We start from the raw sequence: 25,419 nt of genomic DNA, 5'->3' as shown, positions 1-25,419 counted from the left end.
AATAATTCGGGCATTTACTCAAGTAACTGCGCCACAAACCCTGCAGCTTAAAGAATAAAGCCTTCAGGGGCACCATTTTTTGTGACATCGCAGCATGCTTTTTATAAAAGATGTCATTATGATATCACTCAAGATTCAAAGATTGTCAACACTACCGGTGAAGAATGCTAACGCGAGCAGGCTACAGCCTAGCTAAAAGACATTAGGAATTTTCTTCTCAGGAACGGATGGAGAAATTTCACCAAGCCATTTCCAACCTTTATACAGATCTCCTCGACCCTTCATGTGCGTGTATCTTCTCATTGAGTTCCAGTCCCTATGCCCCGAAACACTCGACACCCTAGGAATATCCCAATCCATTTCAAAAAGCCGGCTCACCCCATCATGCCGAAGATCATGAAAATGCAGATCTTCAATACCCAACAACGCGCACGCCCGAGTGAAGGCCGCTGACACTGACTTACCGTTGTAGGGAAAAATCTCCTTCTCTATTTTGGGCATGGTATTCAGAATCACCCAAGCTTCGTCAGGCAGATGACACCACACGTCGTTACCTATTTTTTGCCCAGGGTTCTTCATGTCCCGCACCAACACGGCCTGTCGGAGGTCGTCAAGATCATCCCACCGAATCCGGGTGATTTCCTCCTGCCGACGTGTCGAGAAGATCGCGAAAGCAATCATCTTCGGCATGTGAATTGAGTCCGGACGCCGCTTTAACACCCCGAAAAAATGCTCCATGAGTTTATCCAACTCTTCCAAGGTAGGCCGACGGTTACGCTCTTTGCTCTTGCTTACCATGCCGAGCTTTCGTAATACCTTCCGCGCATCTGGCATTGCATGCGGATCGACCTCATAGCCCCAAGCGGGCCGAGCCACGGACAACACCGCCCCCAAATGTGCCAGGTCGTTGCCGACCGTCTGTGCTTGGACTCCCCCGCCCTCCTTACCCATTCGCCATTGAGCGAATTCCACCAACTTCTGACTGGTCAGAGCCGAGTCGTCAAGCTCGCCCAACCAGGTATTCTGAATCGCCCTCAGCGTGGCGTTCTTGGTCTTCCCTAGCGGCCGGATCTTTTCGTATTCATTCAAGTACTGCTCGATCATTTTCTTTATCGTCACACCCTTGCGGTTCGCGCGATCAATGCCATCCGGCTCCGCCAGTTCCGTTTCCCGACGCTTAATCCAGGCCTGCGCAACCTGCTTTCGGTCGAAGGTTTGACTTTCCTGATAAACTGTCTTTCCGTCCCGATTAATCCGTATCTGCGCCGTGTAGGCCGTAGAATTGTCCTTGCGCTTACGTGATGTGATCGTGCCCATTTCTAGTTGCTACATTGCTGATCTCGATTACTACATTGTAGCAACCGACTTCAAAAAACAAGCAGAAATGGGTAAAAACAGCTGTATAAAAGATCAGTATGAATGAATTTAGAAAAGCCTGAAACACTCGTAAACATTGACTGCGCCCGCCCTGAGCCGTCGCGCCGTTTCAGTGTGGCTCCGATGATGGATTGGACCGATCGTCATTGCCGCTTCTTCCTGCGCCTCCTGTCCAAAAACGCGCTGCTTTACACTGAAATGGTCACCACCGGTGCGTTGATCAATGGTGATGCCGAGCGCTTCTTGCGGCATGACGAGACTGAACATCCGCTTGCCTTGCAGTTAGGCGGCAGTGTTCCGGCTGATCTGGCAGCGTGCGCGCGCCTGGCTCAGGCCGCAGGGTATGACGAGGTGAATCTGAATGTCGGCTGCCCGAGCGATCGGGTGCAGAACAATATGATCGGCGCGTGCCTGATGGCTCACCCGGCGCTGGTTGCCGATTGTGTGAAGGCCATGCAGGACGCGGTGTCTGTTCCGGTCACGGTCAAGCATCGAATCGGCATCAACGGGCGCGATAGCTACGAGCAGTTGTGCGACTTTGTCGGCACTGTGCGAGATGCCGGCTGCAACAGTTTTACCGTGCATGCCCGTATCGCCATTCTCGAAGGCCTGTCGCCGAAAGAAAATCGCGATATCCCTCCCCTGCGTTACGACGTTGCCGCACAGCTGAAAACCGATTTCCCGGAGCTGGAGATCATTCTCAATGGCGGGATCAAGACGCTGGAGCAATGCCAGGAGCATTTGCAGGTGTTCGATGGGGTGATGCTCGGCCGTGAGGCCTATCACAACCCCTATATCCTGGCAGAGGTCGATCAGCAGCTGTTTGGCAGCACCGATCCCGTGATTTCACGGGCGCAAGCGCTGGCGTTGCTGCGACCGTATATCGCTGCGCACATTGCTGCAGGCGGTTCAATGCACCATATCACCCGGCACATTCTGGGCTTGGGCCAAGGCTTTCCTGGTGCCCGTCGCTTCCGCCAGTTGCTGTCGGTGGATATCCACAAGGCCAAAGACCCTCTGGCCCTGCTGGATCAAGCCGCTGAGCTGCTGGAAGGCCGCTAATCAAAAAAGGGCCGCCCCTGTGCAGGACGGCCCCTTTTTCATGCTTGCTGCCCGCTGAGGTCAGTGACGCTCGAGCGCATTCACCAGGTCGTGAAACGCTTCACGGTTGGAGTCGTTCAACCCCATCAGGATCTTGTGCGCCTCGAGCACCTTCACCCGCACCACTTCTTCAGACTGGTCCTGTGAAGGCAGGTCGGTCAGGCATTCCGGGCACGGGATCGGCTTGCCGATAATGTTGAACACCTGATCGAAGCCCATCGACTGCAGCAGCCGGGTGATGTCTTCATGGGTGGTGACCACCGTCGGCAAAAGACCTATTTTTTGACGCGACAAGATCGACAGCTTCGCCAGCAAACCCAGAGTGGTGCTGTCGATACTGCGGGTTTCGGTGAGGTCTATCACGATGGCATTGAAATTCAGCGCCGTGAAAATCCTCTCGATTGTCGCATCCAGTGCCGAACACAACGTCAGACGCACTTCACCCACAAACTTCAGGACGAAGGTGCCATCCTGTTCGGCGAACTGAATTCTACCGGTACTCATTTAAGATTCCTGCTCAACACCAACAAGGCGATATCATCCGGCATCTCCCCGAGCGTAGCTAATCCAAAAACCTGGCGCAGACCATCCAGGCTGCCGCCTGCTGTTTTCACCAACTGCGGTAAAGCAGCTTCTTTCTCTTTGAGCGTCGGCTCAGTCAGAAGATCCAGAATCCCGTCCGACATCAGCGTCAAGCTGAAGGCGTGCGGCAGTTTCAAAACATGATCTTCATAGGTGGCTTCGTTGAACAGGCCAACAGGCAACCCCCGCCCTTCCAGGTAGCTCACACTCTCAGGAGTGTAGAGCACTGGCAGTGGCAAGTGACCACCAATGCTGTAGGTCAGCTCGCCGGTCTCTTCATCAATCACGCCACCCACCATGGTCACATGCTTGCCCAGCTTGCAGTTGATCAGGCCTCGGTTGATATGCCCAAGCACTTCGGAGGGCTTGAACTCCGGCAAGGTGCCGTTGCGCTTGGACTCGAACAGCAAGCGCGTGGTCATGAACTTGAGCAGCACCGTGACAAACGCCGACGAGGCGCCATGACCGGATACGTCCGCCAGATAAAACGCTACTCGACGCTCATCAACCCTGAAGTAGTCAACAAAATCACCGGACAGGTACAGGGAGGGAATGATCTGATGCGCAAAATTGAAGTCATCGATGGCCCACGGGCTGATCGGCAGCATGTTCATCTGCACCTGCCTGCCCGCGTTCTGGTCTTCCTGCAGTAAATGCAGGCTGGCCTCGAGCTCGCGGTTGGCAGACTCCAGCTTCTCCCGATAGCGCTGGTTCTCAAACAGTAACCGCGCACGGTCCAGTGCCCGATGTACCGAGTGCTCCAGAACGGCGAGATCTTCGAGCGGCTTGATAAGGTAGTCGGCAGCACCCAGACGCAACGCCTCGACCACATCACTCATCACGCCTGCCCCGGAGATAACGATCACCGGGGTTTGCGACGAGCGCTGGGTGACCTGGCGAATCAACTCCAGACCACTCATTTGCGGCATGCGCAGGTCACAGATCACTAAGTCTGGCTGCTCTAGCTCGAACACCTGAAAGCCTTGCAAGCCATTACTGGCTTGAAGGACGCTGAAGCCGCTGTCTTCCAGGTAGGCCGCCAGGCTGGCGCGCACTACTTCGTCGTCATCAATGATCAGCAGCGTGGCACTGGTTTTTTGCATGTGGGCAAACGGCGCCAGAATTAGGTTGTCGCGGGAACTCGAACACGTCGGGCTCACGACTGAATTGGCTTGTGAACATCCCTGACTCAAATCGATTGTGTTGCTCGATCCTACAAAGGTGCCCGTGTAAGGCGCAGACGGTACTCCCATCCGCGGGGGGTTTCAAGCTCAGGCCGATGGTGGCTTGAGGTGTTCGTCACGTTAAATTCCCGCGGGTTATAAGAACCTCGCTGGCAGCAACCAAAACCAAGGTTTAACGGCCCGTGAACACGACGCTTTTTGCGCCCATAAATGCAAAAAACGGCCCTGAGGGCCGTTTTCCGGGTGCAGGCCAGACGGCTTAAAAGTCGTCTTCAACCTGCCCGTCTTTGACCTTGAACTCGCGGTGCTGCAAGTAGGCGTTGCGAATAAAGACGTATTTGTCGCCTGTCACCAGTTTTTCGGCAGACAGCAAGCTGGCGCGGGTGTCGATGATGTCCATGCCGATCGCCATGTTACGGGCCGGAATGTCGTGCATGTAAGGGTACGGTTCGGTGAAGCCGTCCGGGTAGAGGGCTACCGCGTCACGCACGGTGCTTGGGCCCAACAGCGGCAGCATCACGTAAGGACCGCTTGGAACGCCCCAATGCCCCAGCGTCTGACCGAAGTCTTCGCTGTTGCGCTGCAGCCCCATTTTGGTACCCACATCAAAGAAGCCGGCGACACCCAGCGTGGTGTTCATCAACAAGCGGGCGGTGTCTACACCGGCCGCGTGCGGCTTGGCTTGCAAGACGTCGTTGGCCAGGTTGCGCACGTCACCGATGTTTCGGTACATGTTGTGGATGCCGTCTTCCAGAAATTGCGGCGTGATGAACTGATACCCTTGAGCAAGCGGCTTCAAGGCATAGGTATCAAGCTTTTCGTTGAACTTGAAAATAACCCGGTTAACCCCTTCCCATGGGTCATCTTCAGTGGCGGCATTGGCAGCCAATGGCAACATCACAACACCGGCACAGACACATAATTGAGCAAGACGATCAGTCCAGCGCATAGCAAAACTCCTTGAAAATACTTAACACTTGGGCGCTATGCCCTGGGTCAGACCCTTAGTATAACGGCAAAAGCCCATTAGGCAGCCCCCAAGCAATACCCTAAACAGACTTACCCTAAAGATAGTCGTTCCGCGGTACCGGGTTTCTTTTTGTACAAAATGATTCAGCGTCTTTTATAGCCGAGATATCGCCCACAAGGGATTTTGATAGAGATCATGCACACTCAGCGCGAGTGGATTAATCTAGAGGCCCGCTTCTGACCTTTTGTTCACTGCGAAGGTCTACAACAGAGCCTATCAATAAAGGATGAATGCTATGCCTGCCCGCGAACTGCAAGAACAACTCAATACCTTGCGCGAGCAACTGGAACAGAATCCACCGCTCACCCAGGAAGAGCGTGATCATTTGACCCAGCTTGCAACACAAATCCAGGCTCAGATCGATATCGAGAAAGCAACCAACGACACCAGCCTGGCCGACAGCGTCAACCTTGCCGTAGAACGCTTCGAGGTCGATCACCCTACCCTGGCCGTCACGCTGCGCAGTATCGTGCAAACCCTGGGCAATATCGGGATCTGATCCCACCCGCGCCCCACACACAAAAAAGCCCCGGCTCACTTCACATGAGCCGGGGCTATTTTTTTGCTACTCAGCCAGTCAGATCACGGATTGACCGCTCAACGCCAGGTCAAGCAACTCACGGTTGGCCACCGCGTACATCGCGTAGTCGTTGCCAGTGGCGGCACGCAGATCGACCAGCATCGAGCGCCAGCGCTCAACCATCGAGTTGTTCTGCTCAAGCCACAATGCCAGACGCTCTTCGATGTCTGCAGGAGCGTCAGCCATCTGCAATACCGAAACGGTAATTGCACGCTGCTGCCAGTCGATGTCGTCACGGAACGCTTCACGGGCCAGCGCCTGCCAGTTGTTCTCAACCGGCAAGTTGCTGATCTGCTGCAAGTACCAGGTCAGGTCCAGCGCACTGCCAACAGCGAAGTACGCCTTGGCCACGTCCGCAGCGTTCTGACCGGTCACATCCGAGGCTTCGATGATCGGCAACAGGGTGTACAGGTGCGTAGTACCGGCCACCATCCGCGCCAGCAACTCAGGTACGCCTGCTTCGACGTATGCCTGATAGCGCGTCTGCCAGCCTTCGCGGGTCGGGCCTTCAAGCAGCTCGTCGAGTTTGAGCCCCAATGCCGCCAGGTGCGGGCCGAAGTGCGCCACATCACGCGCAGCATCCAGCTCGTTGCGACGGCTGCGCAGGAACCAGCGCGTTGCACGGCGGCCCAGACGCATCAACTCGTCCATCAGCGCCAGCTGGATTTCAGCCGGCACTTGATAGTCCAGCGCTTCGATCTGACGGAACCAGTGCGGGAGGTGGAAAATGTCGCGCACGATGACATAAGCACCTGCCACGTTGGCCGCACTCATGCCGGTCGACTCTTTCAAGCGCTCCACAAAGGTGATGCCCATGTGGTTGACCAGGTCGTTGGCGATCTGGGTGCTGACGATTTCGCGCTTGAGACGGTGACGACGCATGGCTTCGGCAAACTTGCTGACCAGCATCGGCGGAAACGCGGTTTCCATGTCGCGGGTCAGGTAGACGTCGTCCGGCACCTGAGAGTTGAGCAGGGCTTCCTTGAGGTCGATCTTGCTGTACGAGATCAACACCGACAGCTCTGCACGGGTCAGGCCATGGCCTGCCGCAACGCGCTCATTGAGTTGCTCTTCGGACGGCAGGAACTCAATGGCACGGTCCAGCTTGCCACGGGCTTCCAGGTCGTTCATCAGGCGTTTGTATTCAGCAATCCGCTCGTAAGCACGACGGGCCGCCAACGAAATGGCCTGGGTCTGCTTGTAGTTGTTGCCCAGCACCAGACCGCCCACTTCGTCGGTCATGCTGCCCAGCAACTGATTGCGCTGCTTCTCGGTCATATCACCGGCCTGCACAACTTCGTTGAGCAGGATTTTGATATTCACTTCGTGGTCAGAGCAGTCCACGCCACCGGCGTTGTCGATGAAGTCGGTGTTGGAACCACCGCCATTGAGGTTGAACTCGACGCGACCCAATTGGGTCATGCCCAGGTTACCGCCCTCACCCACGACCTTGCAGCGCAGCTCGTTGCCATTCACGCGCAACGCATCGTTGGCCTTGTCGCCCACATCGGCGTGGCTTTCGCTGCTGGCTTTGACGTAAGTGCCGATACCGCCGTTCCACAACAGATCCACCGGCGCCTTGAGCAAGGCGTTCAGCAGTTCGGTCGGGGTCAGCTTGTCGGCGGTGATTGCGAAGCGCTCTTTCATCTCCGGGGAGATGGCGATGCTTTTTGCGCTACGGGAGAAGATCCCGCCGCCCGCCGACATGATGCCGGTGTCGTAATCCGACCAGGCCGAACGCGGCAGATCGAACAGGCGCTGACGCTCAACGAAGCTGTTGGCAGGCTCCGGATTTGGATCGATGAAGATGTGCAGGTGGTTAAAGGCCGCAACCAGCTGAAGCTTGTCGGACATCAACAGGCCGTTGCCGAACACGTCACCGGCCATGTCGCCGACACCGACCACACTGATGCTGTCTTTCTGGACGTTGATCCCGCGCTCTTTAAAGTGACGCTGCACGCCAACCCAGGCGCCCTTGGCGGTAATGCCCATTTTTTTATGGTCATAACCGGCCGAGCCGCCCGACGCGAACGCATCGCCCAGCCAGAAGCCGTAATCGATGGCAATGCCGTTGGCGATGTCGGAGAAGGTGGCTGTGCCCTTGTCGGCCGCTACCACCAGGTACGGGTCATCATCGTCGTGACGAACCACGTTCAAAGGCGGTACCAGTGTGCCGTCCTTGAGGTTGTCAGTGATGTCCAGCAGGCCTGAGATGAAGATCCGGTAGCAGGCGATCGCCTCGGCCTGGATCTCGTCACGGCCGCCGCCCAATGGCAGGCGACGCGGTACGAAACCGCCTTTGGCGCCCACCGGCACGATGACCGAGTTCTTCACTTGCTGGGCTTTTACCAGGCCCAGCACTTCGGTGCGGAAGTCTTCTTCACGGTCCGACCAGCGCAAACCGCCGCGAGCCACGTTACCGAAGCGCAAATGCACGCCTTCAACCCGTGGCGAGTACACGAAGATTTCAAACTTCGGCACTGGCTTTGGCAGCTCGGGAATCAGGTGCGGGTTGAACTTGAAGCTGAAGTACGAACGGTTATGACCGTTGGCATCCGGCTGGTAGAAGTTGGTCCGCAGGGTGGCTTTGATCAGGTCCAGATAACGGCGCAGGATGCGGTCTTCGTTAAGTACCTGAACGTCGTCCAGTGCCGTCAAAATCGCCTGCTCAAGACGTTGCTGCTTGTCTTCGAGGTCTTCGGCCGTCAGCTTGCGAGCCAGGTAGAAGCGGGTCTTGAACAACCGCGTCAGTTCGCGGGCGATATCGGTGTGGTTGTTCAGGGTGCTGGCGATGTAACCCAGGTCAAAGCCCAGGCGGATCTGCTTCAGGTAACGGGCGTAGGCTCGCAGCAACGCCACATCGCGCCAAGGCAAGCCGGCAGTCAGTACCAGACGGTTAAAGGCATCGTTTTCAGCGTCGCCGCGCACGATATGCACGAATGCATCCTGCAGCGTGTCATTCAGTTGCTGGATATCCAGGTTCAAGCCTTCGCCGGCAGTAAAGGCGAAGTCATGGATCCAGAACTCGCGACCATTGGCATGACGCAGACGGTACGGGAACTCGCCCAGCACACGCAGGCCAAGGTTCTCCAGAATCGGCAGTACGTCTGACAGCGCCAGCGGCGTATCAGCGTGGTACAGCTTGCAATGCAGCTCCTGACCGGCGCTCTGGCCCAGGGGCTGATAGAAGCTCATCACCAGCGGGTTTTTGTCGCTCAGGCTCATCAGGTGCTGCATGTCGACCACGGCCGAGTGCGCGGCAAAACGCTCGCGATAACCTGCCGGGAAGCCTTTGGGGAAGTCCGCCAGCACCTTGGTGCCATTGGCCTCGCCGAAACTTTCGACCACCAGGCTTGCGTAGTCGTCCTGCCAGCTGCGGCAGGCCTGAATCACTTCCTTTTCCAGCAACAGCGGGTCGATATCGATCCGGTTTTTTGGATCAACCCGCAGAATCAGTTGCACGCGGGCCAGTACCGACTCCGAGAAGAAGGTCCAGAACTCGCAATCAGAAGCCTGCAGACGCTCCATCAGTACCTGCTGGATTTTCTGCCGCACTTCGGTGGAGTACACATCGCGCGGCACGTAGGCCAGGCAGTAGCAGAAGCGGCCATACGGGTCTTTGCGCAGGAACACGCGAATCTTGTTGCGCTCCTGGATCTGAACAATCGACATCACGGTGGTGAACAGCTCGTCCACCGGCGTCTGGAACAGGTCGTCACGGGGCAGTACTTCAACGACCTGGGCCAATTCCTTGCCCAAGTGAGCCTTGGGCTGGAAGCCAGAACGGCGTTCGATCTCGGCCACCTTGCGGCGGATATACGGGATCACCCGCACGCTTTCGCCGTACACCGAAGAGGTGTACAGGCCCATGAAGCGGCATTCCTTGATCACGTTGCCGTCGGCATCGATCTGGCGGATCGACACGTAGTCCGGGTAAGCCGGGCGGTGTACGCGGCTCGGGTGTGCAGCCTTGGCAAACGACAACAGGGTCGGTTTGCGCAGGTAGCTGACGGCGTAATCTTCGATACGCAGGTCTTCGGCGGTAAGGCCGGCCCGCAGCAGCTTGGTCAGGCCGAGGAAGGAGTTGGCGTCATATTCGATATGCCCGCCATCCGCCTCTTCACGCACCACGAATTCTTCATAGCCCAGGAAGGTGAAGTGGTTGCCCACCAGCCATTCCAGGAAGCTCTTGATCTCGGCTTTTTCATCAGCGTCCACGGCGTACTGGCAGCTGTCGACACTATCCAGCAACTCCTGCACCTTGGCCTTCATCGGCTCAAAATCAGCCACAGCCACCCGCACTTCGCCCAGAACCTGTTCCAGTTCCTTGCTCAGCACATTCAATTCGGCGACATGGGCGCAGCGATCGATTTCCAGGTACATCAGCGACTCTTGCGAGACGCCTTCGCCACTGGTGCCCTTGGGCAGGATTTCCAGCAGCTCGCCTTTGCTGCCACGGCGAACGCTCAATACCGTGGTTTGCAGGGTATGAATGCTGTAGCCGCGACGGTTCAGCTCGGTTCGCACCGAGTCCACCAGGAAGGGCAAGTCATGGTGCAGCACTTCAACCGCAGTATGCGTCGACTGCCAGCCATGACGCTCGTAATCGGGGTTAAAGACCCGCACTTGCGGCTGGGCCGGGTCGAAGCGTTCCAGCAGACGCCAGGCCGACAGCGTGCAGCCTGCCAGATCGGACATCCGACGTTGAGTGAGTTCATCCAGGGAAATGATGCCGAAGAATTGCTCAGCGAACAGCGCCACTTGTGGCAGTGCCTGTTCACTGATGTGCTGCGCCAGTGCCGCTTGCAGTTGATGCTGGAAGTCGGCTTTGCTGGCTGCGGTGAAGAACGCCATCTGTGGTACTCCGCTTGGGCTTGTTATTGAGAGAAGCGTCGCGTGTTATTCCCGCGTGGGGAGCTGTCTATGCTGTGCAGGGCCTGCCTCGGCATTCACCTTGGCCATTCACCTTGAAAGCGCAACATGACAGGGAGGTGAAGCTGGCCGTGACCCAAGGGTCACATTCACGTTCCAGGATGGGTATCTACAAAAACGACTGCCGGATAAACAGGCTGTGCCTTTAGAGATAACTATCACCGCGCAGCTTAACGATTGAGCCGCCCGGCCTGCTTACGGTGCGGCGACATATTCGGTCATAGGGACGTAACCTAAGGGCCTGATAGTGAATAACCCTAGCATTTGCGGGCAATAAATCTTCATAAAAACGCCTTATTTTCTGTAGATGGCATCGGATATGACCTGCAAATCCTTAGCAGCCATTTGCCATGAACTGCATTCAAATCTGCACAAACCGGTTCATGCTGGCAAAATCGGCCCCCTGTTCGACCTATCCGCGCCCAGAGCGCCAGGAATTTCCCATGCAAATGACCACCGACCACCTGCTTGCCAACCCGTGTGATGACGAAGAAGACAACATGGCCATGCTGTGCTGCCACACGGATCAGGGCGAGATGTTCCTGATGACCCGCTACCCTGACGAAGACGAGCTGGAAATCACCCTCGACGACGAGCCTTCGACGCTGGACGGGATCAAAGTCACCCTGAGCCCTACCCGCCTGCTGATCGAAATCGGCGCGGGCGATACCGATGTATTGAAAGGCGACGACGTTCTGGAAATCAGCCACAACACGGCGGCTGCCGACCTGGCCGAAGTCGAAGAAACCCTGCAAAACATCCTTAAAGGCACCGGCACCTACATCAGCGAATTGAAATAACCCTCACTGAGCAAGAGAACCTTGCAGGGCAGTCCACAGTGTGGGAACGAGCCTGCTCGCGATGGTATCAGTGCGGTGGGCCAGGCAGACCACGTCGCCTGCATCGCGAGCAGGCTCGCTCCCACAGTTATGCACTTCCACCAGAGTTCACCAACATGCCACCGATCTTCGACGCTCACTGCCACATCATTGACCGCGCTTACCCGTTGATACCCAACAACGGCTATCTGCCTGATTTTTTCAGTGTCGATGACTACCTGTCGCGAGCAGAACCATTGGGCATCGTCGGCGGCGCCGTGGTTTCGGGTTCCTTTCAGGGGTTTGATCAGACTTACCTGATTGCTGCGTTAAAGCGTCTGGGGCCGGGCTTTGTGGGCGTCACTCAACTTGCGGCCAGCGTTACTGATGCAGAACTGCACAGCTTGCACCAGCACGGCGTGCGCGCCCTGCGCTTCAACCTCAAGCGCGGTGGATCAGAGCAACTCGACCAGCTCGAATCATTGGCTGTGCGCGTGCATGAGCAAGTCGGCTGGCATTCGGAGCTGTACATCGATTCTCGCGAGCTGGCCGGTATTGAAGCCCGCCTGCGACGCTTGCCAGCATTGAGCATCGATCATCTGGGATTAAGCCACGAAGGCCTGCCCAGCCTGTTGCGCCTGGCTGAGCACGGCGTACGGATCAAGGCGTGCGGCTTTGGCCGGGTCGATTTTGCCGTGCCGCAGGTGCTGCAACAGATCCACAGTGCCAACCCCCACGCGCTGATGTTTGGCACGGACCTGCCCTCCACCCGTGCGCCCCGTGCATTTGACAACAACGACATCACCCTGCTGGTCGACGCTCTGGGCGAAGACGGCGCACACAAGGCCCTATGGCACAATGCCCACAGCTTTTATGGCCTATAACCCTTTAACTCTTTAACTCTATTAACCCTGTTGCCGCTGAAGAGCGAAGCGAGGCTGCGATCGAGCGCGAAGCGGTCGCAAATCCGATAGCCGCGGTGTATCTGAACTATCGGGCTGCCCGGATTTACGACTGCTGCGCAGCCGATCGCAGCCTCGCTTCGCTCCTCAGCGGCTACAAGAATCACGCACAGATGAGTGTCATTCTCAACAATCCTGAAGATTTAAGATTTTTCCTACAAAAAGCCCCACCGCCATTAGTCCGTAGCGCCCGCAATGGATTAAAGTAACGCCCCCAGCCCCGGCGTAATTCTTGCGCCGTTGGTGTCCTTTTCAGGAACAGTCATCGATGGAACATCGTGAAGCGCTGCTTGCGCTGCGAACCTTTCTTTCAACCCAGATTCTCGGTCAGGAAAAGTTGATTGACCGTCTGCTGATCGCACTGTTGGCTGACGGCCACATGCTGGTCGAAGGTGCGCCCGGTCTGGCCAAGACCAAGGCGATCAAAGAGCTGGCTGAGGGCATTGAAGCGCAATTCCATCGAATCCAGTTCACCCCCGACCTGCTGCCCGCCGACATCACCGGCACCGAGATCTATCGCCCGGAAACCGGCAGTTTCGTGTTCCAGCAAGGCCCGATTTTTCACAACCTGGTGCTGGCGGATGAAATCAACCGCGCCCCGGCCAAGGTACAGTCGGCCCTGCTCGAAGCCATGGCCGAGCGTCAGGTCAGCGTCGGGCGCAGCACCTACGAGCTGTCGCCGCTGTTTCTGGTGATGGCCACGCAAAACCCCATCGAGCAGGAAGGCACCTACCCGCTGCCAGAAGCCCAGCTCGACCGTTTCCTGATGCACGTCAAAATCGGTTTCCCGGATGCCGCCGTAGAGCGCCGTATCCTGCAACAGGCCCGTGGTGAAGCCCTCAACGGCGAAACCAAGCCCGAGCGCCGGGTCAGCCAGCAAGCCATCTTCGCCGCACGCAAGGAAATCCTCGGTCTGTACATGGCCGATGCCGTGGAGGAATACCTGGTGCAACTGGTGATGGCCACCCGCACCCCGGGCAAGTTCGACCCCGAAATGGCCGACTGGATCGCCTACGGCGCCAGCCCCCGCGGGTCGATTGCCCTGGATCGCTGCGCGCGGGCCCATGCCTGGCTGGCCGGACGCGACTTCGTCAGCCCCGAAGACATCCAGGCCGTGCTGTTTGACGTGCTGCGTCATCGCATCATTCTGTCGTTTGAAGCCGAAGCCGCCGGTATCGATCAGGACCGCGTGGTACAGCGCATCCTCGACGTCGTTGCCGTTGCCTGACCGATGAACAGCCCCCTGCCCGCCGAACCCGGCATCCGCGTCACCCTCGCCGAGCTGATCGAAATGCGGCATCGGGTGCGCGAAGTGCAACTGTTCGCCTCCCCCAGCCAGCGCAGCCCGCTGGTGGGGCTGCATCACTCAAAACTGCGCGGGCGCGGGGTCGACTTCGACCAGGTGCGGGTGTACCAGGCCGGGGACGATGTGCGCACCATCGACTGGCGCGTCACGGCTCGCACCCAGGAACCCCACACCAAAATGTTCCATGAGGAACGCGAGCGGCCGATTTTCATCCTCGCCGAACAAAGCCGGCGACTGTTTTTCGGCTCGGGGCTGATGTTCAAGTCGGTGCTGGCCGCCCAGGCTGCCAGCCTCATCGGCTGGGCCGCGCTGGGCCATAACGACCGCGTCGGCGGGCTGGTGTTTGGCGACCACGAACACTACGAAATCAAACCCCGGCGCAGTAAACAGAGCCTGCTGCAACTGCTCAACCGCCTGGTGCGGGTCAATCAATCGCTGCACACCGAAGTGCAATCGGACCGCGACGCCCTGGGCATGGCCCTGATCCGTGCCCGTGAAGTGCTGCGCCCCGGGAGCCTGGTGATCGTGATCTGCGATGAGCGGGCACTCACCGACGCTGCCGAGCAGCAGCTGAGCCTGCTGGCGCGCCATTGCGATCTGATGCTGCTGCCGCTGTCCGATCCCCTGGACCACGCCCTGCCCGCTGCCGGGTTGTTGCGCTTTGCCGAACGCGGCGCCCAGCTTGAGCTCGACACGCTCAATTACGATCTGCGCCAGGCGTACCGTGCCCAGGGCGAGGCCCGCATCGCCCGCTGGGAACTGCTGGCGCAAAAACTGCGGGTCATGCTGATGCCGCTCAGCACCCAAAGTGAAATGGTCGAACAACTGCGTGAATACCTGAACGCCAAACGCCCCGGCAAAGCCCTATGAAAGAACTTGAACAGCTGCAACCCCTGATCCCGCCTGCGCCGATTGGTCTTTGGCCGCCAGCGCCGGGCTGGTGGCTGCTGCTGATTGTGCTTCCCCTGCTCGGTTGGGGCCTGTGGTGGCTGCGTCGCTATCTGCCCGCCAAACGCCTGCCGCGCCGGGCCGAGCAACCCCTGGACCCGGTCCGGCTGGCGGCCCTGGAAGAACTGGCACGCTTTCCCAAGCCCTACGACGGCGCACCCGCCGGTGCCTGGCTGCAACAACTCAACGGCCTGCTCAAACGCCTGTGCCGCAACCACTACCCCTACAGCCAGAGCCATACCCTCAATGGCCGCAAATGGCTGGCGTTCCTCGACAACCGCTGCCCGGCTGCCGGCCTGACACGCTGGATGGTGCTGGTCGAGGGCGCCTACAAGCCCGAATGCAAGCTTGATGACAAAGCCATCGCCGGGCTCAATCAGGCGGTTGAAACCTGGATTCGCAAACATGTTTGAATTTGCCTGGCCGTGGCTCTTCGCCCTGCTGCCTCTGCCCTGGCTGATGCGCCGCCTGCTGCCTGCCGCCGACAGCGGCGAGGCGGCGTTGCAAGTCAGCTTTTTGAGCGACCTGGAAGAACTCTCCCGGCGCAAGGCACGCGCAACGCTGCCCTCCTGGCGCCAGCAAACGCCCTATGTGCTGTTGTGGCTGTTGCTGCTGACGGCCGCCGCCCGCCCGCAATGGCTGGGCGAACCGCTGCCCATCGCCGCCAGCGGCCGTGACCTGCTGGTGGCTGTGGATGTCTCCGGGTCGATGGACTACCCCGATATGCAATGGCAAGGCGAAGACGTCACCCGCCTGGACCTGGTCAAAAGCCTGCTGGGGGACTTCCTGGAAAAACGTGAAGGCGACCGCGTGGGGCTGATTCTGTTCGGCAGCCAGGCTTACCTGCAGGCGCCCCTGACCTTCGACCGTCACACCGTCCATACCTGGCTTGACGAAGCACGCATCGGCATCGCCGGTAAAAACACCGCCATCGGCGACGCCATCGGCCTGGCCCTCAAACGCTTGCGCCAGCGCCCGGCACAGAGCCGGGTGTTGATCCTGATCACCGACGGTGCCAACAACGGAGGCCAGATCGACCCGCTGACCGCTGCACGCCTGGCTGCCGAGGAAGGGGTAAAAATTTACCCGATCGGCATTGGCGCCGATCCACAAGAAAGCAGCAGCAAGGGCATGTTCACCATCAATCCGGGGGTCGACCTCGATGAGCCGGCGCTCGAAGAGATCGCCAAAATCACCGGTGGCCAATACTTCCGCGCCCGCGATGGCGGCGAACTGGCGACCATCAAGGACACCCTCGACCAGCTTGAACCCGTGGCTCAGCAACCCACCCAGGCCCGCCCGGCGCAGTCGCTCTACAGCTGGCCACTGGCAGCGGCCCTGCTGCTGAGCGTGCTGCTGGTAATCCGTGAACTATGGCCCAACAGCCCCGTGCAACGCTGGCTGAGCAAGGAGCGTTTTCTGCAGCAACATCCTGACTGGCGCGCGCGCCTCAAGCGCCTGCGCCTGCGGAGGCGCCGATGAGCGCGCTCTGGCCGCACTGGTTCCGCCCCGAATGGCTGCTGATCCTGCCGCTGCTCGGCTGGCTGCTGTGGAAACGCTGGCACCGGGAAAAACGCGCAGGCCGCTGGCAGATGATCCTGCCGGTCGCCTTTCATCGCGTCCTGCTCAGCGGTGGCAATGGCCGCAACAGCAAGTTGCCGTGGATCGCCCTCGGCCTCGGCTGGCTGTTGGCCCTGCTGGCGTTGCTCGGGCCCAGCTGGCAAAGGGTCGAACAGTCCACGCAAAAACCTGCCGACCCGCTGGTGATCATGCTCGAACTGACCCCCGAGATGCTCGCCACCGACAGCTCGCCCAACCGGCTGGAACAGGCGCGGCGCAAAATCTACGACCTGCTGCAAAACCGCATGGACGCCCAGACCGCCGTGATCGTCTACGCCGGCAGTGCTCACACCTTGGTGCCGCTGTCCGATGACTTCGCCACCAGCCGCAACCTGCTTGAGGCCCTCAAGCCGTCCATCATGCCGCAACCCGGGCATCGGGCCGACCTGGCGGTTGCCAGGGCCCTCAAACTGCTGGATCAGGGCGAATTGGGCCAGGGCCGCTTGCTGCTCATCACCTCGGCCCTCAGCGAGCAGGAGCGGGACGGCATCCGCCAGACGTTGAACGGCCGCTCCCCGCAGTTGCTGATACTGGGTATCGGCAGTCGCGAAGGCGCACCGGTGGTGGACGAAAACGGGCAATTCCTCAAGGACGACCAGGGCGCCATCCTTCTGCCACGCCTCGACAGCCCCAGCCTGCGGGCATTTGCCCTGGACGCGGACGGCCGCTATCGCCAGGCCCGCATGGATGACAACGACCTGCGCGGCCTGGGCCTGCTCGATGGCCCTCGAAATATGCGCGACAACGGTGAAACCCTGCGCCTGGATTCCTGGGCCGACCAGGGCTACTGGCTGTTGCTGCCACTTCTGCTGCTGGTGGCCTGTGCCGGTCGCCGCGGCTGGCTGTTTTGCCTGCCCTTGCTGTTCATGCTCGCGCCCCAGCCAAGCTATGCCATGAGCTTCACCGACCTGTGGCTGCGCCCGGACCAACAGGGCCAGCGGCTGCTGGAGCAAAAAAAACCGCTGCAGGCCGTCGAGCGCTTCAGCGACCCGATGTGGAAGGGCCTGGCGTTGTATGAGGCCGGTGACTATGCCGGCGCAGCCCAACGCTTTGCCGAGGTCAACAGCGCCGACGCGCACTATAATCGCGGCAATGCGCTGGCCATGAACGGTGAGCTGGACGCGGCCATCGATGCCTATGAACAGGCGATCGAACTGCAACCCGACCTGCAGGCTGCCGCGCACAACAAGGCCCTGGTCGAGCAACTGCTGGAGCAAAACAAGGCCCAGGCCGAACCCGAAAAAACAACCGAACCCGACCCGCCGCCCACCGAGCAGCCAACGCCGCTCAGCAGCAGCGCACAGGGAGCCTCAAGCACCACGGCACACAATCAGGAAAACAGCTCGGCCACCACGCCCACCGCCGAGGCGCCACCGGACGAGCTGACCAGCCCCGACGCACCGCCGAACGCCAACGGTGAGCCGGGTGATGAACCGAGCACTCGCCCGCCAGCGCCGGCTGCCAACCAGACCAGCGAAGAACAGCGCCAGGCACTGGAACAATGGCTCAGACAGATCCCCGACAACCCCAGCGAATTGTTGCGACGCAAATTCTGGTACGAACAGCAGCTACATCAGGACTCGCCTAAATGAACCGCCTCTGCGTTTTGCTTCTACTGCTGTGTTGCTGGACCTTGCCGGCCCACGCCATGGGACTGGTCGCCAGTGTTGACCGCGATCAACTCAACTCCGGCGAAACCGTCGAGCTGACACTTGAATCCGACGACGTCACGCTGTTCGGCAAACCCGACCTGACGCCCCTGGACAGCCTGTTTGAAGTGCGCGGCACGCGCCAGGTCAACCAGCTCAACAGCATCAGCGATGACAACAAGGGCACCACCCGCTGGATCATCACCCTGCAGCCCAAACAGACCGGCGCGGTGATCATCCCGCCGCTGCAAGTGGGCGAATATCACAGCCAGCCGATCAACCTCAACGTGACTCAAAGCGTGGCCAGCGACAACGAACTGGCTCCGGTGTTTATCGAAGCCACCCTCGACCAGCCCAGCGTCTACGTGCAGGCCCAGGCATTGCTGACCCTGCGCATTTACCATTCTGTAGCGCTCTACGACGACAGCAGCCTCACCCCCTTGCACCTCGACGACGCCATCGTCGAGCAACTGGGCGAGTCCCGCACCTACGAAAAGCTGATCAACGGCGTGCGCCACGGCGTGATCGAACGCCGCTACGGCATCTACCCGCAGCGCAGTGGCGAGCTCATCATCCCGGCGCAAACCTTCAGCGCCACCCAGGTCGACAGCCAGCAAGCCACAGCCCCTGCCCCGCTTGGGCCCAAACCCGGAAAACTGGTGCACGCGACCTCGTCCGAGGTCCCGCTGACCGTCATGCCCAAGCCCGATGCATACCCGCCCAATGCGCCCTGGTTGCCTGCGCGCAGCCTGAGCATGAGCGAAACCTGGAACCCCGAGCCTGACCATACTCTGGTCGGCGAGTCACTGACCCGCACCCTGACCCTCAAGGCCGAAGGCCTGTCCAGCGCCCAGCTGCCGCCACTGCCCGCCACTGACGTCAACGGTTTGCGGCGCTACCCCGACCTGCCGCAACTGAGCAATCAGATCACCGAAAACGGCCTGATCGGCAGCCGCGAAGAACGTGAAGCGCTGGTACCGACCCGGGTCGGCCAGATCGAATTGCCCGCCGTCGAAGTGGTGTGGTGGAACACCCATGAAGACCACCTGGAACGCACTTACCTGCCCGCCCGCACGCTGCTGGCAGCGACCAACCCGAACCTGGCAGTGGACACCCCCGTCAGCAACACCCCGACGGCACTCAACGAAGAGTCCTCGCTGTGGATCTGGCAGCTCAGCACCCTGATCCTGGCCCTCACCACCCTGGCGAGCCTGGGCCTGTGGTGGCGCGCACGTTGGCAACCGGCGATTTTGCGTGCTGCGCAAACCGGTCCAAGCCCGCGCACTTTGCTCGACGACCTTAAACGCGCCTGCCTGGCCAACGACCCGCAGGCTACGCGCCAGGCCCTCGATGCCTGGGCCCGGCAACAACCCGAAACCCTGGCCGACATGGCCGCGCGCTTTGTATTGCTGTCCGACGCCCTGGACGGACTCAACGGCGCGCTTTACAGCGAAACCGGCCAGTACTGGCAAGGTGAGGAACTGTGGAAAGCCATTCGCAGCATTCCTGCCGCCGAGCGCGAGCAGGACGCGGGCAGCGAACCGAGCAGCCTGCCGCCCCTCTACCCCAAATAATTCCCCGACAACCCGTGACCGCCTGAGCGAACGGGTTGCCAGACCTTTTTAACGGATTCTGTTATGCGCCTGTTTCACACTTCCGACTGGCACTTGGGGCAAAACCTCCATGGCCAGGAACGCGACTTCGAACACGCCTGCTTTTTAACCTGGCTCCTGGCCCAACTGGGGCAACAGCAACCCGATGTACTGCTGATTGCCGGGGACATCTTCGACACCGTCAACCCGCCGGTCAAAGCCCAGGAACGGCTCTACGACTTCATCGTCAGCGCCCATGAGCAACAACCCAAACTCACCATCGTGATGATTGCCGGCAACCACGATTCCGGCTCGCGCATCGAACTGCCCGCCCCGCTGATGCGCCGTTTGCGCACCCACGCGCTGGGCCGGGTGTTATGGCTCGATGACGGCCAGCTCGACGCCGAACGCCTGCTCATCCCCCTGCCCGATGCCAACGACAACATTGGTGCCTGGTGCCTGGCACTGCCGTTTCTGCGCCCAGCAGAAGTGACTGGCGCACACCTGGGGGATGACTACCTGCGCGGTATCGGCCAGGTCCATGAAAAACTGATCGCCGCGGCCAACGCCAAACGCCAGCCGGGCCAGGCCCTGATCGCCATCAGCCACGCGCACATGGCCGGCGGCTCCGTCTCGGAAGACTCCGAGCGCAGCCTGATCATCGGCAACGCCGAAGCACTGCCCGCCAGCCTGTTCGGCCCCAGCATCAGCTATGTCGCCCTGGGCCACTTGCACAAGCCGCAGCGCGTCAACAGCGAAGACCGGATCCGCTACTGCGGCTCACCGATCCCGCTGTCCTTCTCGGAAATCGCCTACCCGCATCAGATCCTCGACGTGAAACTCGATGGCGAAACACTGGTCAGCGTCGAGCCGCTGCTGATCCCCCGCTCCGTCAATCTGCAACGTGTCGGCCCGCTGCCCCTGGCCGACATCCTCACCCAGCTGGGTGAGCTGCCCGATATCGACTTGCTGGCCGATACCCAGCGCCAGCCCTGGCTTGAAGTGCGGGTCAAACTTGACGAGCCGCAGCCCGACTTGCGCCAACAAATCGAAACCGCGCTGCAGGGCAAATCCGTGCGACTGGTGCGCATCGCCGCCGAATATGCCGGCAGCGGCAGCCGGGCCGGGGATGACGACGGCTCACGGCTGATCGAACTCGACCAGTTGACGCCCCAGGAACTGTTCAGCCGGGCCTGGCAAGAAAACTATGGCAGCGACGCCGACGAACAGACCCTCAAGGACTTCGCCGTGTTGCTGCAGGAAGTTCAGCAAGAAGGTGAACAGCCATGAAAATTCTCGCCATTCGCCTGAAAAACCTCGCCTCCCTGGCCGGCCCCTTCGAACTCGATTTCACCGCAGAACCCCTGGCCAGCGCCGGGCTGTTTGCAATCACCGGCCCTACCGGCGCCGGCAAGAGCACCCTGCTCGACGCCCTGTGCCTGGCCCTGTTTGGCGCCGTGCCCCGGCTGAACAACACCGGTCGCGATGCGAAGGTCCCGGATGCCGACGGCGAAATCGCCACCGGCGACCCGCGCACCCTGCTGCGCCGTGGCACCGGCGAAGGCTATGCCGAAGTCGACTTTGTGGGCATCGACGGCCGTCGCTACCGCGCACGCTGGGAGGCCAACCGCGCCCGCGAAAAGGCCACAGGCAAGCTGCAAGCCAGCCGCCAGAGCCTGCGCGATCTAGACAGCGATCAACTGCTGGCCAGCCAGAAAGGCGACTACAAAGTCCAGCTCGAGTCCCGGCTGGGGCTCAATTTCGAACAGTTCACCCGCGCCGTGATGCTGGCCCAGAGCGAGTTCAGCGCCTTTCTCAAGGCCGATGACAACGAACGCAGTGAACTGCTGGAAAAACTCACCGACACCGCGCTCTACACCCGTCTGGGCAAGCGCGCATTCGACAAGGCCAAAGAAGCCAAGGACGCGCACAGGCAATTGCAGGATCAGGCCGTGGGCGTCACCCCCCTTGAGCCCCAGGATCGCGCCGAACTGGACCAGCGCTTCAACGACGCGCAGCAGCAGTTAAAAAACCAGCAAGGGCAGCTCAAGCAGCTGGAGCTGCAACACACCTGGCTCAAAACCCTGAGCGAACTGCAAGAACAGCAACACAGTGCCGCCGAGCAATTGCAGCAAGCGCAAACCCTGTGGGACAGCCAGGCCGATCAGCGCCAGACCCTGCATCTGCTCGAACAACTGGCGCCGCAGCGCCATCAATTTGCCCGGTTGGCCGAGCTGGATGCGCAACTGAGTCCATTGGCCGGGCACATCAGCGCCCATCTTCAGCAACAGACCGAATTGGGCGAGCGCCGAACCCGGCTTGAAGCCGAGCTGCACACCGCCCGGCTGGCGGCGACCCATGCCCAGACCCTGCAGCGCGATTGCGCCCCCCAGGTGCAACAAGCCCATCTGGAACAGGCCAACCTCAATCGCCTGACCCAGACCCTCACCACCCAGCAAGCCCTCCAGCAGCAGGCCGAAGAGGCGTGCACCGAAGGGCAACTGGCGCTCAATACGTTGCTTGAGCGCCAGCAACAAGGCGCCGAACGCCTTGTACAAATAGCCGCGCAGCTCGAACACAGCAACGCGCTCGCGCCACTGGCCAGTGCCTGGGACGCCTATCGCCCACGGCTTCAGCAATTGGTGCGGTTGAGCAATAACCTGAGCACCGGGCGCAAGGAAGTACCGGGCCTGGAGCTTCGGGCACAGCAGGCCTCGCAGGAACTGACCGGGCTGCGCAACAGCCTGGAAATCCTGTTCCAGGAAGCCGGGGCCGAGCCCCACGCGGTCAACGAGCAAATCCAGACCCTGGGCAGCTTGCTGCAAGACAACCGCCAGCAACAGCGTGCATTTGAAGAGTTGCAGCGCCTGTGCAGCAGCCAGCAGGCGCTGGACAACCGCCTGCACGAACTGCAACTCAAGCAACAAAGCGTGCAGCAGGAACGGGAGCGTCTGAGCCAGCAAGGCATTCAGGCCAAAGCCGACCTTGAGGTGGCCGAGCAAACCCTGCAGATCACCCGCCAGCTTCTGGAGCGCCAGCGCCTGGCCCGTAGCGCCAGCGTCGAGGAACTCCGTGGGCAGCTGCAAGATGACCAGCCATGCCCGGTGTGTGGCAGCGCCGAACATCCGTACCATCAGCCTGAAGCGTTGCTGCACAGCCTGACCCGTCACGATGAACAGGAAGAGGCCAACGCCCGGACTGTGGTCGACGGGCTCAAGGAAACCCTCGCCCAACTGCGCGAAAAAGTCGGTGGGCTGATCGCCCAGCAAAAAGAATTTTTGCTCCAGCAAGAGCGCCTCCACCAAGAGCAGCAGGCCCTCGCCCCAAGCCTTGAAGCACATCCGCTCCATGAACAATGGCTGGCCCAGGACCCGGCCAGGCGTGAGCAATGGCTGACCCAGCGCCTGAGCCAGTTGCAGCACAGCATCACCCAAGACGAACAGCGCCAGAACGCCCTGCTCGCCTTGCAAAAAGAAGCCGCCCACTTGCAGCAGCAAGTCCAGCGCTGCACCGAAGCCAGCCAACTCGCCACCCAGCAATTGGCTGAGCAGCAATTGCACCTCAATGCCGACAGTCAGCGCCTTGACGATGAACTGAGCGAGTTGGCCGGCGTGCTGGCCCCTGCCACCCTCGACGCGCTGCGTGATAACGCCAGCGCCTGCTTCATGGCCCTCGACCAGCAAGTGGCTGATCGGGTGGCGCAACTCAACCAGCAACGGGACGAACAAGCCGAGCAGGCTGAAAGAGCGAGCAGCATCGAGCGCGAGCAGTATCAGCAGGCCAACCGCCGCAAGGAACTGGACGCTCTGCAGCGCAACGTCAAGGAACTCGGCGAGCAGCAACAGACAAGCCGGCACAGCCTCAAACAGTGGCTGGGCGACTTCAGCAGCGCCGAGCAGTGGCAGCAAACCCTGGAACAGGCTGTCGAACTGGCCCGCACCGCCCAGACCCAGGCCGAACAAGCCCTGCAAGCCACCGCCAACCAATTGCTCCAGCTCGCTGCCGAGCTTAAGTCCGAGCAAGGGCGCCTGCACGCCTTGCAACAAGAGCACGACACCCTCAACGCCCTGCTCGCGCAATGGCGGGCACAGCACAACGAGCTTGATGACAGTCGTTTGCAGCAATTGCTGGCCTATGACGAAGCACAGGTACGCGAACTGCGCCTGCAACTGCAAAACAGCGAAAAAGCCGTCGAGCAAGCCCGCGTCTTGCTGCAAGAGCGCGTACAGCGTCTGGCCCAGCACCAGGCGCACGCCAATGGCAACCTGGATGCCGAGTCACTCAACATCGCCCTCAGCGAACTGCACGCACAACTGGCCGTCAGCGAGCAGCAATGCGCCGAATTGCGGGCCCAGCAAAGCGAAGACCAGCGCCGCCAGCAGGCCAACCAGGCACTGGCCCAACGCATCGCCCAGGCCTATGAAGAATGGCAGCGCTGGGCGCGGCTCAGTGACCTGATCGGTTCCGGTACGGGCGACAAGTTCCGCAAGATCGCCCAGGCCTACAACCTCGACCTGCTGGTGCACCACGCCAACGTGCAGCTGCGCCAACTGGTGCGTCGCTACCGCCTCAAACGCGGCGGCAGCATGCTCGGTTTGCTGGTGATGGACACCGAAATGGGTGACGAACTGCGCTCTGTGCACTCGCTGTCCGGGGGTGAGACCTTCCTGGTATCCCTGGCCTTGGCCCTGGGCCTGGCCTCGATGGCCTCCAGCACGCTGAAAATCGAATCGCTGTTTATCGACGAAGGCTTCGGCAGCCTCGACCCCGAGTCGCTGCAATTGGCGATGGACGCACTGGACGGCTTGCAGGCCCAGGGGCGCAAGGTCGGGGTGATTTCCCATGTGCAGGAAATGCACGAGCGCATCCCGGTGCAGATCCAGGTGCGGCGCCAAGGCAACGGCTTGAGCACCGTGGAGGTCAAATGACCGGGCACGTGCTGTATTCCTTCCGCCGCTGCCCCTATGCCATGCGTGCGCGCATGGCCTTGCACTACTGCGGCGTGCCGCTGTCGATTGTGGAAGTCAGCCTTAAAGCCAAACCGGCCGAAATGCTGGCCGCTTCGCCAAAAGGCACGGTACCGGTACTGGTCTGTGCCGATGGCCGGGTGATCGAGCAAAGCCTGGGCATCATGCACTGGGCGCTGGCCCGGCATGACCCGGATAACTGGTTGCAGGCGGATAGCGCGGCACTGATCGAGGCCAACGACAACACTTTCAAGGTGCTGCTGGACCGCTACAAATACGCCATCCGCTACCCGGAACATCCAATGGAGTTTTACCGGGCACAAGGGGCCGTTTTTTTGCAGGGGCTGGAAGACTTGCTGACGCGTACGCCCTACCTTGCCGGGCCCGCCCTAAGCCTGGCCGATGTGGCGCTGGCGCCGTTTGTGCGCCAGTTTGCCCATGTGGATCGCGACTGGTTTGAACAGTCGCCGTTCCCGCACCTTAAAGCGTGGCTGGAGCGGTTTTTGGTGTCGGAACTGTTTGTTTCGGTGATGAAAAAACCCTGAAGCAAGGTCTGGTTTGCATCGCTCGTTGATCATTCACCTGCTGGAAAGGCCTACTGACAGGTCACATCAGCGGTGCAACCCATATCCGTGACAAGTGATTGCGCGGATATGGGCTCACCCGGGCCCCGACTTTAGTTTATGGCCTGATCAATGCCGGCCTGAAGCGACTGGCGTTCCTTGTGTTCACCCTTCTGCAGATCCCCGCCAACCGCCGCGCCAGAGAGCC

Annotated in this window: 18 protein-coding genes; 13 read left to right on the top strand and 5 right to left on the bottom strand. The window is 60.2% G+C overall.

The window, feature by feature from the left end:
• Nucleotides 1–192 precede the first annotated feature (192 nt).
• Complete coding sequence (locus BLW11_RS14210) at nucleotides 193–1,317, bottom strand: tyrosine-type recombinase/integrase (RefSeq protein ID WP_048358148.1); 1,125 nt, start codon at nucleotides 1,315–1,317, stop codon at nucleotides 193–195.
• A gap of 102 nt (nucleotides 1,318–1,419) precedes the next feature.
• Between BLW11_RS14210 and dusA the strand changes: the two genes are divergently transcribed.
• Nucleotides 1,420–2,439: a tRNA dihydrouridine(20/20a) synthase DusA gene (dusA, locus tag BLW11_RS14205; RefSeq protein ID WP_048358149.1), complete on the top strand. Its 1,020-nt coding sequence runs from the start codon at nucleotides 1,420–1,422 to the stop codon at nucleotides 2,437–2,439.
• A 60-nt stretch (nucleotides 2,440–2,499) separates the two neighbouring features.
• Here the strand turns inward: dusA and rssC are convergent, their stop codons facing one another.
• From rssC to BLW11_RS14190, 3 genes are all read right to left on the bottom strand, one after another.
• Nucleotides 2,500–2,982, bottom strand: coding sequence for an anti-sigma factor antagonist RssC (gene rssC, locus BLW11_RS14200; RefSeq protein WP_010657349.1), 483 nt, complete (start codon nucleotides 2,980–2,982; stop codon nucleotides 2,500–2,502).
• Nucleotides 2,979–4,163 (bottom strand): two-component system response regulator RssB, encoded by a 1,185-nt coding sequence (gene rssB / locus BLW11_RS14195; RefSeq protein ID WP_048358150.1) that lies wholly within the window; start codon nucleotides 4,161–4,163, stop codon nucleotides 2,979–2,981. The genes rssC and rssB overlap by 4 nt, the downstream gene beginning before the upstream one ends.
• Nucleotides 4,164–4,503: 340 nt before the next feature.
• Nucleotides 4,504–5,193 carry an MlaA family lipoprotein gene (locus tag BLW11_RS14190; RefSeq protein ID WP_048358151.1) on the bottom strand — a complete coding sequence of 230 codons (690 nt, stop codon included), beginning with the start codon at nucleotides 5,191–5,193 and terminating at the stop codon, nucleotides 4,504–4,506.
• A 316-nt stretch (nucleotides 5,194–5,509) separates the two neighbouring features.
• On the opposite strand from BLW11_RS14190, the gene BLW11_RS14185 reads away from it, so the two are divergent.
• Nucleotides 5,510–5,773, top strand: coding sequence for a DUF4404 family protein (locus BLW11_RS14185; RefSeq protein WP_048358152.1), 264 nt, complete (start codon nucleotides 5,510–5,512; stop codon nucleotides 5,771–5,773).
• A 78-nt stretch (nucleotides 5,774–5,851) separates the two neighbouring features.
• On the opposite strand, the gene BLW11_RS14180 is transcribed toward BLW11_RS14185, so the two are convergent.
• Nucleotides 5,852–10,708 (bottom strand): NAD-glutamate dehydrogenase, encoded by a 4,857-nt coding sequence (locus tag BLW11_RS14180; RefSeq protein ID WP_048358153.1) that lies wholly within the window; start codon nucleotides 10,706–10,708, stop codon nucleotides 5,852–5,854.
• 521 nt (nucleotides 10,709–11,229) lie between these two features.
• Here BLW11_RS14180 and BLW11_RS14175 point away from each other — a divergent pair.
• From BLW11_RS14175 to BLW11_RS14125, 11 genes are all read left to right on the top strand, one after another.
• Nucleotides 11,230–11,586 (top strand): hypothetical protein, encoded by a 357-nt coding sequence (locus tag BLW11_RS14175; protein ID WP_048358154.1) that lies wholly within the window; start codon nucleotides 11,230–11,232, stop codon nucleotides 11,584–11,586.
• A 155-nt stretch (nucleotides 11,587–11,741) separates the two neighbouring features.
• A complete protein-coding gene (locus tag BLW11_RS14170) occupies nucleotides 11,742–12,488 on the top strand; it encodes an amidohydrolase family protein (RefSeq protein WP_048358155.1) in 747 nt (248 codons plus the stop codon).
• A gap of 346 nt (nucleotides 12,489–12,834) precedes the next feature.
• On the top strand, nucleotides 12,835–13,794 hold the full coding sequence (locus tag BLW11_RS14165) for an AAA family ATPase (protein WP_003444726.1): 960 nt from the start codon (nucleotides 12,835–12,837) through the stop codon (nucleotides 13,792–13,794).
• Nucleotides 13,795–13,797: 3 nt separating this feature from the next.
• Nucleotides 13,798–14,742 (top strand): DUF58 domain-containing protein, encoded by a 945-nt coding sequence (locus BLW11_RS14160; RefSeq protein WP_048358156.1) that lies wholly within the window; start codon nucleotides 13,798–13,800, stop codon nucleotides 14,740–14,742.
• Nucleotides 14,739–15,233 carry a DUF4381 domain-containing protein gene (locus BLW11_RS14155; RefSeq protein ID WP_048358157.1) on the top strand — a complete coding sequence of 165 codons (495 nt, stop codon included), beginning with the start codon at nucleotides 14,739–14,741 and terminating at the stop codon, nucleotides 15,231–15,233. Before BLW11_RS14160 ends, BLW11_RS14155 begins: the two co-directional genes overlap by 4 nt.
• Entirely contained in the window at nucleotides 15,226–16,302 is a 1,077-nt protein-coding gene (locus BLW11_RS14150; RefSeq protein WP_048358158.1) for a vWA domain-containing protein, read from the top strand. Before BLW11_RS14155 ends, BLW11_RS14150 begins: the two co-directional genes overlap by 8 nt.
• Nucleotides 16,299–18,032, top strand: a complete 1,734-nt coding sequence (locus BLW11_RS14145) for a VWA domain-containing protein (protein ID WP_048358159.1) — start codon at nucleotides 16,299–16,301, stop codon at nucleotides 18,030–18,032. The genes BLW11_RS14150 and BLW11_RS14145 overlap by 4 nt, the downstream gene beginning before the upstream one ends.
• On the top strand, nucleotides 18,029–19,663 hold the full coding sequence (locus BLW11_RS14140; protein WP_048358160.1) for a BatD family protein: 1,635 nt from the start codon (nucleotides 18,029–18,031) through the stop codon (nucleotides 19,661–19,663). The genes BLW11_RS14145 and BLW11_RS14140 overlap by 4 nt, the downstream gene beginning before the upstream one ends.
• 63 nt (nucleotides 19,664–19,726) lie before the next feature.
• Nucleotides 19,727–20,971, top strand: coding sequence for an exonuclease SbcCD subunit D C-terminal domain-containing protein (locus tag BLW11_RS14135; RefSeq protein ID WP_048358161.1), 1,245 nt, complete (start codon nucleotides 19,727–19,729; stop codon nucleotides 20,969–20,971).
• Nucleotides 20,968–24,609 (top strand): AAA family ATPase, encoded by a 3,642-nt coding sequence (locus BLW11_RS14130; protein WP_048358162.1) that lies wholly within the window; start codon nucleotides 20,968–20,970, stop codon nucleotides 24,607–24,609. The genes BLW11_RS14135 and BLW11_RS14130 overlap by 4 nt, the downstream gene beginning before the upstream one ends.
• Nucleotides 24,606–25,193: a glutathione S-transferase gene (locus tag BLW11_RS14125; RefSeq protein ID WP_048358163.1), complete on the top strand. Its 588-nt coding sequence runs from the start codon at nucleotides 24,606–24,608 to the stop codon at nucleotides 25,191–25,193. The genes BLW11_RS14130 and BLW11_RS14125 overlap by 4 nt, the downstream gene beginning before the upstream one ends.
• Nucleotides 25,194–25,419 lie beyond the last annotated feature (226 nt).

It is taken from the genome of Pseudomonas deceptionensis (assembly GCF_900106095.1).
Lineage (GTDB): Bacteria > Pseudomonadota > Gammaproteobacteria > Pseudomonadales > Pseudomonadaceae > Aquipseudomonas > Aquipseudomonas deceptionensis.
The sequence above is the reverse complement of the archived record's forward strand: the minus strand, read 5'-3'. Positions and strand labels throughout refer to the sequence as shown.

Excerpts from the sequence above, each read along its gene's own strand:
- BLW11_RS14210 (WP_048358148.1), bottom strand. The coding sequence starts at position 1,317 with ATGGGCACGATCACATCACGTAAGCGCAAGGACAATTCTACGGCCTAC.
- BLW11_RS14150 (WP_048358158.1), top strand. The coding sequence starts at position 15,226 with ATGTTTGAATTTGCCTGGCCGTGGCTCTTCGCCCTGCTGCCTCTGCCC.
- BLW11_RS14130 (WP_048358162.1), top strand. The coding sequence starts at position 20,968 with ATGAAAATTCTCGCCATTCGCCTGAAAAACCTCGCCTCCCTGGCCGGC.
- BLW11_RS14155 (WP_048358157.1), top strand. The coding sequence starts at position 14,739 with ATGAAAGAACTTGAACAGCTGCAACCCCTGATCCCGCCTGCGCCGATT.
- BLW11_RS14185 (WP_048358152.1), top strand. The coding sequence starts at position 5,510 with ATGCCTGCCCGCGAACTGCAAGAACAACTCAATACCTTGCGCGAGCAA.
- BLW11_RS14145 (WP_048358159.1), top strand. The coding sequence starts at position 16,299 with ATGAGCGCGCTCTGGCCGCACTGGTTCCGCCCCGAATGGCTGCTGATC.
- BLW11_RS14125 (WP_048358163.1), top strand. The coding sequence starts at position 24,606 with ATGACCGGGCACGTGCTGTATTCCTTCCGCCGCTGCCCCTATGCCATG.
- BLW11_RS14165 (WP_003444726.1), top strand. The coding sequence starts at position 12,835 with ATGGAACATCGTGAAGCGCTGCTTGCGCTGCGAACCTTTCTTTCAACC.
- BLW11_RS14190 (WP_048358151.1), bottom strand. The coding sequence starts at position 5,193 with ATGCGCTGGACTGATCGTCTTGCTCAATTATGTGTCTGTGCCGGTGTT.
- BLW11_RS14180 (WP_048358153.1), bottom strand. The coding sequence starts at position 10,708 with ATGGCGTTCTTCACCGCAGCCAGCAAAGCCGACTTCCAGCATCAACTG.
- dusA (WP_048358149.1), top strand. The coding sequence starts at position 1,420 with ATGAATTTAGAAAAGCCTGAAACACTCGTAAACATTGACTGCGCCCGC.
- rssC (WP_010657349.1), bottom strand. The coding sequence starts at position 2,982 with ATGAGTACCGGTAGAATTCAGTTCGCCGAACAGGATGGCACCTTCGTC.
- rssB (WP_048358150.1), bottom strand. The coding sequence starts at position 4,163 with ATGCAAAAAACCAGTGCCACGCTGCTGATCATTGATGACGACGAAGTA.
- BLW11_RS14170 (WP_048358155.1), top strand. The coding sequence starts at position 11,742 with ATGCCACCGATCTTCGACGCTCACTGCCACATCATTGACCGCGCTTAC.
- BLW11_RS14160 (WP_048358156.1), top strand. The coding sequence starts at position 13,798 with ATGAACAGCCCCCTGCCCGCCGAACCCGGCATCCGCGTCACCCTCGCC.
- BLW11_RS14140 (WP_048358160.1), top strand. The coding sequence starts at position 18,029 with ATGAACCGCCTCTGCGTTTTGCTTCTACTGCTGTGTTGCTGGACCTTG.
- BLW11_RS14175 (WP_048358154.1), top strand. The coding sequence starts at position 11,230 with ATGCAAATGACCACCGACCACCTGCTTGCCAACCCGTGTGATGACGAA.
- BLW11_RS14135 (WP_048358161.1), top strand. The coding sequence starts at position 19,727 with ATGCGCCTGTTTCACACTTCCGACTGGCACTTGGGGCAAAACCTCCAT.